This is a genomic window from Azospirillum sp., from assembly GCF_035627195.1.
Taxonomy (GTDB): domain Bacteria; phylum Pseudomonadota; class Alphaproteobacteria; order Azospirillales; family Azospirillaceae; genus Azospirillum.
In genome coordinates this window covers 1-7,221 of sequence record NZ_DASPMG010000455.1, presented here as the reverse complement: position 1 = coordinate 7,221, position 7,221 = coordinate 1, and the positions used below count along the sequence as shown (strand labels likewise).

General features: G+C 70.5%; 10 protein-coding genes. 7 read left to right on the top strand and 3 right to left on the bottom strand.

What is annotated here, in order from left to right; all coding sequences use genetic code 11:
- Positions 1-204, bottom strand: a 204-nt coding sequence (locus VED21_RS38855) for a hypothetical protein (protein WP_324889420.1), incomplete at its 3' end; no start/stop codon positions are given.
- A gap of 161 nt (positions 205-365) precedes the next feature.
- Between VED21_RS38855 and VED21_RS38850 the strand changes: the two genes are divergently transcribed.
- Together VED21_RS38850 and VED21_RS38845 are read left to right on the top strand one after the other, a co-directional pair.
- Positions 366-668, top strand: coding sequence for a hypothetical protein (locus tag VED21_RS38850; RefSeq protein ID WP_324891898.1), 303 nt, complete (start codon positions 366-368; stop codon positions 666-668).
- Entirely contained in the window at positions 665-1,186 is a 522-nt protein-coding gene (locus VED21_RS38845) for a cell wall hydrolase (protein ID WP_324891897.1), read from the top strand. Before VED21_RS38850 ends, VED21_RS38845 begins: the two co-directional genes overlap by 4 nt.
- 31 nt (positions 1,187-1,217) lie before the next feature.
- On the opposite strand, the gene VED21_RS38840 is transcribed toward VED21_RS38845, so the two are convergent.
- Entirely contained in the window at positions 1,218-1,415 is a 198-nt protein-coding gene (locus tag VED21_RS38840) for a hypothetical protein (protein WP_324891896.1), read from the bottom strand.
- Positions 1,416-1,693: 278 nt separating this feature from the next.
- On the opposite strand from VED21_RS38840, the gene VED21_RS38835 reads away from it, so the two are divergent.
- The 4 genes from VED21_RS38835 to VED21_RS38820 all read left to right on the top strand — a co-directional run bounded on the left by VED21_RS38835 (position 1,694) and on the right by VED21_RS38820 (position 5,396).
- A complete protein-coding gene (locus VED21_RS38835) occupies positions 1,694-2,053 on the top strand; it encodes a DUF952 domain-containing protein (protein ID WP_324891894.1) in 360 nt (119 codons plus the stop codon).
- The gene (locus VED21_RS38830; RefSeq protein WP_324891893.1) at positions 2,050-3,123 is read left to right on the top strand and encodes a quinone-dependent dihydroorotate dehydrogenase; all 1,074 of its coding nucleotides are present in this window, start codon (positions 2,050-2,052) and stop codon (positions 3,121-3,123) included. The genes VED21_RS38835 and VED21_RS38830 overlap by 4 nt, the downstream gene beginning before the upstream one ends.
- Before the next feature lie 60 nt (positions 3,124-3,183).
- Positions 3,184-4,449, top strand: coding sequence for an EAL domain-containing protein (locus VED21_RS38825; protein WP_324891892.1), 1,266 nt, complete (start codon positions 3,184-3,186; stop codon positions 4,447-4,449).
- 71 nt (positions 4,450-4,520) lie between these two features.
- Positions 4,521-5,396: a TIGR01459 family HAD-type hydrolase gene (locus VED21_RS38820; RefSeq protein WP_324891890.1), complete on the top strand. Its 876-nt coding sequence runs from the start codon at positions 4,521-4,523 to the stop codon at positions 5,394-5,396.
- 48 nt (positions 5,397-5,444) lie between these two features.
- Here VED21_RS38820 and VED21_RS38815 read toward each other — a convergent pair whose 3' ends face one another.
- The gene (locus VED21_RS38815; protein WP_324891889.1) at positions 5,445-5,792 is read right to left on the bottom strand and encodes a ribbon-helix-helix domain-containing protein; all 348 of its coding nucleotides are present in this window, start codon (positions 5,790-5,792) and stop codon (positions 5,445-5,447) included.
- A 281-nt stretch (positions 5,793-6,073) separates the two neighbouring features.
- Here VED21_RS38815 and VED21_RS38810 point away from each other — a divergent pair, with 281 nt between their 5' ends.
- Positions 6,074-7,138: a hypothetical protein gene (locus VED21_RS38810; RefSeq protein ID WP_414638406.1), complete on the top strand. Its 1,065-nt coding sequence runs from the start codon at positions 6,074-6,076 to the stop codon at positions 7,136-7,138.
- Positions 7,139-7,221 lie beyond the last annotated feature (83 nt).

The window sequence follows — 7,221 nt, the reverse complement described above, 5'->3', positions numbered from 1 at the left end:
GACGTAGTCGCCGCCGTCCCACTTCACGCTCAGCGCGCCCGACTTCTCGTTCGTCACCACGACGGTGCCGGCCTCCTTGTAGGCCGAACCGTCGGTGTCGGTGCCGTTGTAGGTGTAGGTGCCGACGACGTTGGCCGACTGCGCCAGGGCCGCCCCCGCGAGGCCGACGACGAGCAGCGACGACAGAGCAAGCGTACGAAGCATTATTTCCCCCAGTCTTCGTGTCTCAAGACGTTGCCGCGCCGATGGGCCGGACAACGACGCGAAGCTACCGCATCCGGGGTAATGCGCAAGAGTAATTGTCGACCTCGGCGCCCGTTTTGAACGGCCATCAACAATATTTTCTTTCTGTAACGGAGATGTGGATGCCTGAAACCATGAACGTGGTCTGGTGGATCACGGCCGTCGAGCTGCCTGTTTTCGGCGGGTTGTTCTGGCTGATCGCGCGCCTGCGCAAGGATTCCGAGGACGCCCTGGCCGCGCTGCGCACCCGCGCGGAGGCGGCGCAGGCGCAGGTCCGCGACAGCCTCGCCGCCTACAAGCTGGAGGTCGCCAAGACCTACGTCTCCTTCGGCACGCTGAAGGACGTGGAAACGCGCCTGACCGATCACCTGCTGCGCATCGAGCGCAAGCTGGACTGCGGCGTCGCCGACGGGGGTGTGCGATGAGCCGCGCCCGTCTGGTCCCGATGTCCGCCGCGGCGCCGGCCGCCACCCCCGCCGCCGCGCCACCGCCAGCATCTACCACCGCGCCGCCCGCCGCCGGCGCGTCCACCGAAGAAGCGGTCGACACCCTCGCCCGCACCCTGTGGGGCGAGGCGCGCGGCGAACCGGTGCGGGGAATCGAGGCGGTGGCGGCCGTCGTGGTCAACCGCGTCCGGCGGGCCGAACGGCGTGGCGGCCACTGGTGGGGCGGCAGCGTCGTCGCCGTGTGCCGCAAGCCCTACCAGTTCTCGTGCTGGAACGCGAACGACCCGAACCGGGCCAAGCTGCTGGCGGTCACGGCGGCCGACCCGGTGTTCGCCACCTGCCTGCGCGTGGCGCGCCGCGCCGTCGCCGGGCTGCTGCCCGATCCGACCGGCGGGGCCACGCACTACCACCGCCTTGGCCTGCATCCGTCCTGGGCCACCGGCCATTCCCCGTGCGCGGAGATCGGCCGGCACCTGTTCTACGACGGCGTGGAGTGAGGCCGGGAAGGGAGAAACCCCGGCGGCCCGCTCACGCCTCGCGGATCATCGCCAGATAGATCTTCCAGGCGACCTCGACCGACACGCCGCCGGCGCGCGACCCGTTGGCCAGCATCGCCGCCGTCGGCTTCAGCGGAACCTGGGTGTGCGTCACGTCGTCCGTGGCCGTGGCGCCCGCCAGGTCCACCGCGTCACGGGTCTTCAGCATCGTCGTTGCCAGCGCGTTCATGGCAGTCCTCCATACGTTGCCATTGTTACAGCAAGCGCGATGCCAACCGGCGCCGCTGACGCTGCCACCGCAAAAGCCTTGATTCTGCTGGGGTTGGCCGGGTGCGCCGCAGCGCCGTTTGATTTTGATCAAGAATAATTTCTGCAAAATGCCGCATCGCGTTTGTTGCGCGGTTTGCATTTTGCAAAACGCGATTCCCGCAACACCCTTTCCGGTGTCCCGCCGCGCTCTTGCGGCTCTGGTCCGTGGAGGCGCTTTCGGGTAGTGTCCCGCCCGCCATGACCGAGCGAATCATCCATCATATGTGCCGCGCCGAGGAGTGGGAGCGAGCCGCCCCCACCGGCGCCTATCCGGGCTCGTCGCAGGATGCGGCGGACGGCTTCATCCACTTCTCCACCTCCGCCCAGGTGGTGGAGAGTGCGGCCAAGCACCGCGCGGGGCAGGACGGCCTCGTTCTGCTCACCGTCGACGCCGCCCGCCTTGGCCCCGCCTTGAAGTGGGAGCCGTCGCGCGGCGGCCAGCTCTTCCCGCACCTGTACGGGCCGCTCCCGGTGTCGGCGGTGCTGCGCGCAGCACCGCTGCCGCTGGGACCCGACGGCCGCCATGTGTTTCCCCCGCTGGATGAGGTTCCGCTGTGATCGACCTGTTCCCCGTCGTGGGGCCGCTGCTGCGCTCGTTCGATCCGGAGACGGCGCACACCCTCACCGTCCGCGCCCTGGCGCTGGGCCTCGCCCCGGCGGTGCGGGAGGTGGACGACCCGGTGCTGCGCACCCGCGTCTGGGGCCTGGACTTCGCCAACCCGGTCGGCCTCGCCGCCGGCTTCGACAAGAACGCCGAGGTGATGGACGCCATGCTGCGCCTCGGCTTCGGCTTCGTCGAGGCGGGCAGCGTCACGCCCCGCCCGCAGCCCGGCAACCCGCGCCCGCGCCTGTTCCGCCTGCCCGAGCTGGGCGCGGTGGTCAATCGCATGGGCTTCAACAACGGTGGGCTGGAGCAGTTCGCCCGCCGGTTCGAGGACCGTCTGGGCAATCGCAAGCGCGCGCCCGGCATCGTCGGCGCCAACGTCGGCAAGAACAAGGACACGGTGGAGGCCGCCGACGACTACGCCATCGGCGTGCGCCGCCTCGCCCCCTTCGCCGACTATCTGGTGGTCAACGTCTCCTCGCCCAACACGCCGGGCCTGCGCGCGCTCCAGGGGCGCGAGCCGCTGCAGGCGCTGCTCGGCCGCGTGCTGGAGGCGCGGGCGGCGTGCAAGCTGACGCGCAACCCGCCGGTTCTGCTGAAGATCGCCCCCGACCTGACGGACGAGGACAAGGCCGACATCGCCGCCGTGGCGCTGGACTCCGGCATCGACGGGCTGATCGTCTCCAACACCACCATCGCCCGCCCGCCGGAGTTGCCGGAGCGCTTCCGCAACGAGGCCGGCGGCCTGTCCGGCAAGCCGCTGTTCGGCCCCTCCACCCAGGTGCTGCGGGAGATGTACGCGCTGACGGGCGGCAAGCTGTCGCTGGTGGGGGCCGGCGGCATCGCATCCGGCGACGACGCCTACGCCAAGATCCGCGCCGGCGCCTCGCTGGTGCAGCTCTACTCCGCCCTGGTCTACGGCGGCCCGGCCCTGATCGGCGCCATCAAGCGCGATCTGGCTGCACGCCTGAAGGCGGATGGGTTCGCGTCCGTGGCCGACGCGGTGGGCGCGGATCACCATTAACGTCCCCTAAACCATGCTCGGCCACTCTCGGCGGCGTCGCAGCATTCGGCGGCGCTTGCCATGACCGTGCTCATCCACCTCGTCTACGCGCTTGCCTACACCGTCGCCGGGGTGTCGGTGGGCGTGACGCTGCCCTACATCCGGCCGGAGATGGACCCGCTGCCGGGCTGGCTGGCCGGCGCCTTCATCGTGCTGGCCGGCGGCCTCGTGCACGAGGTGGTCACCCGGCTCGACCGCGAGCGCGCAGCGGCCAAGCGCGTCTCCCGCCTGCGCGAGGTGGTGGAGGGCCTGCACGGCGAGGTCGCCCGCCTGACCGCCGACGTGGAGCGCGCCAACGCCGCGCTGGAGGAGGCGCGGCGCTCCGGCACCGTGGTCGGCTACGACACCGTGATGCAGGAGGTGAAGCTTCTCCAGTCGCTGGTCGCCCGCCTGCACGACAAGCGCGCTCCCCGCCCGACCCCGGACGCGCCGCCGCGCCCGCCGCAGTCGCGCCCCCGCCCGCCGGAAAGCGGCGGGCCGCTCGTCGCGACCCAGGCGCCTCATATGGCTTCCCCCCAGATCACGCCGCCGCCCGCCGCCAGCCCGATGGACGACGCGGCGGTGCTGGAGACGGTGCGCGAGGCGCTGAAGGCCGACCGCATCGACATCTACCTCCAGCCCATCGTCAGCCTGCCGCAGCGCAAGCACCGCTTCTACGAGGTGTTCTCGCGCGTGCGCGGCGCCGACGGCACGCAGATCAAGCCCGACCGCTACCTCGCCATCGCCGAGCGCGAGGGGCTGATCGCCACCGTGGACAACCTGCTGCTGATGCGCTGCATCCAGCTGATCCGCGAGACGGAGCGGCGCCAGCACCACATCGGCTTCGTCTCCAACATCTCGCCGGCCACGCTGGGCGATGCGGAGTTCATGAAGCAGTTCCTGCACCTGATGGCGCAGAACCAGGCGCTGGTGCCCAAGCTGGTGTTCGAGCTAGGCCAAGCGGACCTGCGCGCGGGGGAGGCGGTGACCATGGCCATCCTCTCCCAACTCGCCAAGCTGGGCTTCCGGTTCTCCATGGACCAGGTGACCGACATCGACGCCATCAACGTCGACGCGCTGCTTCTGCACGACTTCCGCTACCTGAAGATCGACTGCCACCTGCTGGTCGACCCGGAGATGAAGGGAAAGGTCGCAGCCCTGCGCAAACGCATCGAGGGCGAACCCATCGACCTGATCGTCGAGAAGATCGAGACCGAGAACCAGCTGATCGAGATCCTCGACATGGGCCTGGACTTCGGCCAGGGCTACCTGTTCGGCGAACCGCGCCTCAGCAAGAAGCCGGCGTGATGGTCTTTGCGTCGCACCATCGTCCCATGCTTTAAAGGCGCGCCCGTCCCCTGACCCCGCGCGCCATCACCATGCACCTCGTTCCCCAGCTCACCGGCCTGTCCTCCGTCGTCGACCGTTACGACGGGCTCATCCTCGACCTGTGGGGCGTGATCCACGATGGGGAGAAGGCCTATCCCGGCGTGCCGGAGGCGCTGGAGCGGCTGAACGCCGCCGGCAAGGTGCTGTGCCTGCTGTCCAACGCCCCGCGCCGGCCGGACGGCGTCATTCGCAAGCTGGAGGGCATGGGCATCGGCCGCGACCGCTACGCCCACGTCATGACCTCCGGCGAGGCGACGTACGAGGCGCTGCGCGACCGCGACGATCCCTGGCACGCCGCGTTGGGCCGCCGGCTCTACCACATCGGCCCGGACCGCGACATCGACGTGTTCGACGGCCTGGACTACACCGTCGTGCCGACGCCGGAGGAGGCCGACTTCGTCGTCAACACCGGCATCGTCGACTTCTCCGAAACGATGGCGGACTACGAGCCCCAACTTGCGGCCTGTGCGGCGCGCAAGCTGCCCATGGTGTGCGCCAACCCCGACCTGATCGTCATGGTCGGCGACGGCATGGTGATCTGCGCTGGCACGCTGGCCGCGCGGTACGAGGAGTTGGGCGGCGCCGTCTTCTACCACGGCAAGCCGCACGCCCCGGTGTACGAGCGCTGCCTGCGCCTGATGGGCATTTCCGACCATGCCCGCATCCTGGCGGTGGGCGACAGCCTGCGCACCGACGTGGCCGGCGCCAACGCCGCCGGCATCGACGTGGCGCTGGTCACCGGCGGCATCCACCGCGAGGAGCTGGGCGGCGCCTGGGGCGAGCACCCCGACCCCGATTCGCTGGCCGCCGCCATCGAGGCGTCGGGCCACGTGCCGACCTGGGCGATCCCCCGCCTCGTCTGGTAGGCTGGGTCTGGTAAGCCGAGGCTGGTAGGCCGGTCCGGTAGCCGGACCCTACTCGTCCAGCGGCACCGCGTCCTGGAGGGCGCGGCGCAGCGCTTGGCTCATGCCGCCGTCCTCGCTGAAGCCGCCGCGCTGCGTCGAATTGGCCGCCGCCAAACGGTAATAGCTGACGATGAAGACGCGGATGGAGGCCGTCAGGTTGGCCTTGCCGCGCTTCGAATCGATCATCGTGCACAGCTCGTTCAGCGTGCAGTTTTCCCGCTCGCAGATGTCCTTGAGGGAATCCCACAGCAGCGGCTCCATGCGCAGGCTCGTGCGCCGGCCGCTGACCGTGACGTTGCGGCAGATCAGGGCCGACCGCTCGTCCGACGCGCCTTTCCCCGCCATGTCGCCCCGCATGCTCCCGTTGTTTCCGCAGTCGTCGCTGCCCTGGGCCGCCGACGCGGCCGCATTGCACTCCTATGTATGATGATAGACAAGCAGCGTGTGCCCGTCACGCCAATTTCGACCGCCGGTCGCGATCGGGCCGTGCACACGGCCCGCCGAACGAAAGCCGGGCCGCGCACAACCCACGCTCGTTCCGCGCGGCGGCCCAAAACCCGCTTCCCTTCCGTGGCCGTTGGCTTTACCAACTCTTCGGGCGACGCGGGCCGTTCGGCGGCGGAGGATGGGGTTTGGCGATGGCGCATGCGGCGTGGCGGGGATTGGCGGCGCTGGGATTCGGGCTGGTTCTGGCCGGTCCTCTGCAGGCGGCTGACGGCACGCCGGCCGACGCGGTGCGCCAGCATGTCGCGCGCGTGCTGCCCGCCACCTGGGCGGTCGAGGAGGTGGCGGTCGACCCCGCCGAATCGGGTCCGGCGCTGCGCGTCGCGGCGCGCGTGAAGCTGGCCAGGCCGACCTTCGTCATCGACGGCCGCGACGGCCCCTTCACCTTCCTGCGCCCGGTCGCCGAGCCGGGGGTGGAGAAGGTGCTGACCGGCACCGCCACCACCACGCGCGGCCGCGACGGCGCCTTCGCCGTCAAGCTGGAATGGACCAACGCTGAGGTGCTGGACAGCCTGGGCAAGCCGGCCGCCGAGCTGCCCGGCCAGACCGTGGTGTCCGGCACGGAGGAGGCCAAGGCGCTGCGCGCCCGCCTCGACGCCGAATCCAAGCAGCGCCTCGCCGACGAGCAGGCCCGCCGCATGCGCGAGGAGGAGGAGTTGGCGGAGGTCAACGCCGCCGACCACGCGGTGCAGATGCGCGCCGACCTCATCAACGACATCCGCGCCCGCCTGCTGGGCGGCGAGCGCGCGGCGCGCATCGCCACCTACGAGGCGGTGCTGGGCGGCAACGACACCGCGCTGCGCCAGATCGCCGTGGAGGCGGCGCTGCAAAGCCGCGATCCGGTGCTGGCCAACCTGGCGTTGCGCGACTGGTTCGGCCGCAAGAAGGTCGTGCCCGTCCTGCTCTACGCCACCAAGGAGGACCCGAACAGCGAGACGGTGCTGCGCAACCTCGGCCCCCTGACGCTGGAGGTGCAGAGCTTCAACCCCGCGCACGGCAACATCGCCGGCAAGATGGGCGCACCCGGCTACAGCATCTCCATGCCGTCCGCCGCCAGCGGCTATCTGGCGCAGACGGAGCTGACCGTGCACTCCTACGGCTGCGCGCTGACCGTGCGCCTGACCGAGGCGCAGACCCTGGACGGGCTGTTCCGCTGCCAGACACTGCCGACGCTCATCGCCCGCATCACGCTGGACTGACGGGAGGGGCGATGCGGCGCCGGTCGGCCCTCCTGGCCTTCGTCCTTCCGATGCTGGTCACGGCCGCCCCGGCGCCGGCCGCC

Coding starts and splice junctions, on each gene's coding strand:
- VED21_RS38815 (WP_324891889.1), bottom strand. CDS start 5,792: ATGCGGGGCGACATGGCGGGGAAAGGCGCGTCGGACGAGCGGTCGGCC.
- VED21_RS38825 (WP_324891892.1), top strand. CDS start 3,184: ATGACCGTGCTCATCCACCTCGTCTACGCGCTTGCCTACACCGTCGCC.
- VED21_RS38840 (WP_324891896.1), bottom strand. CDS start 1,415: ATGAACGCGCTGGCAACGACGATGCTGAAGACCCGTGACGCGGTGGAC.
- VED21_RS38810 (WP_414638406.1), top strand. CDS start 6,074: ATGGCGCATGCGGCGTGGCGGGGATTGGCGGCGCTGGGATTCGGGCTG.
- VED21_RS38845 (WP_324891897.1), top strand. CDS start 665: ATGAGCCGCGCCCGTCTGGTCCCGATGTCCGCCGCGGCGCCGGCCGCC.
- VED21_RS38850 (WP_324891898.1), top strand. CDS start 366: ATGCCTGAAACCATGAACGTGGTCTGGTGGATCACGGCCGTCGAGCTG.
- VED21_RS38835 (WP_324891894.1), top strand. CDS start 1,694: ATGACCGAGCGAATCATCCATCATATGTGCCGCGCCGAGGAGTGGGAG.
- VED21_RS38820 (WP_324891890.1), top strand. CDS start 4,521: ATGCACCTCGTTCCCCAGCTCACCGGCCTGTCCTCCGTCGTCGACCGT.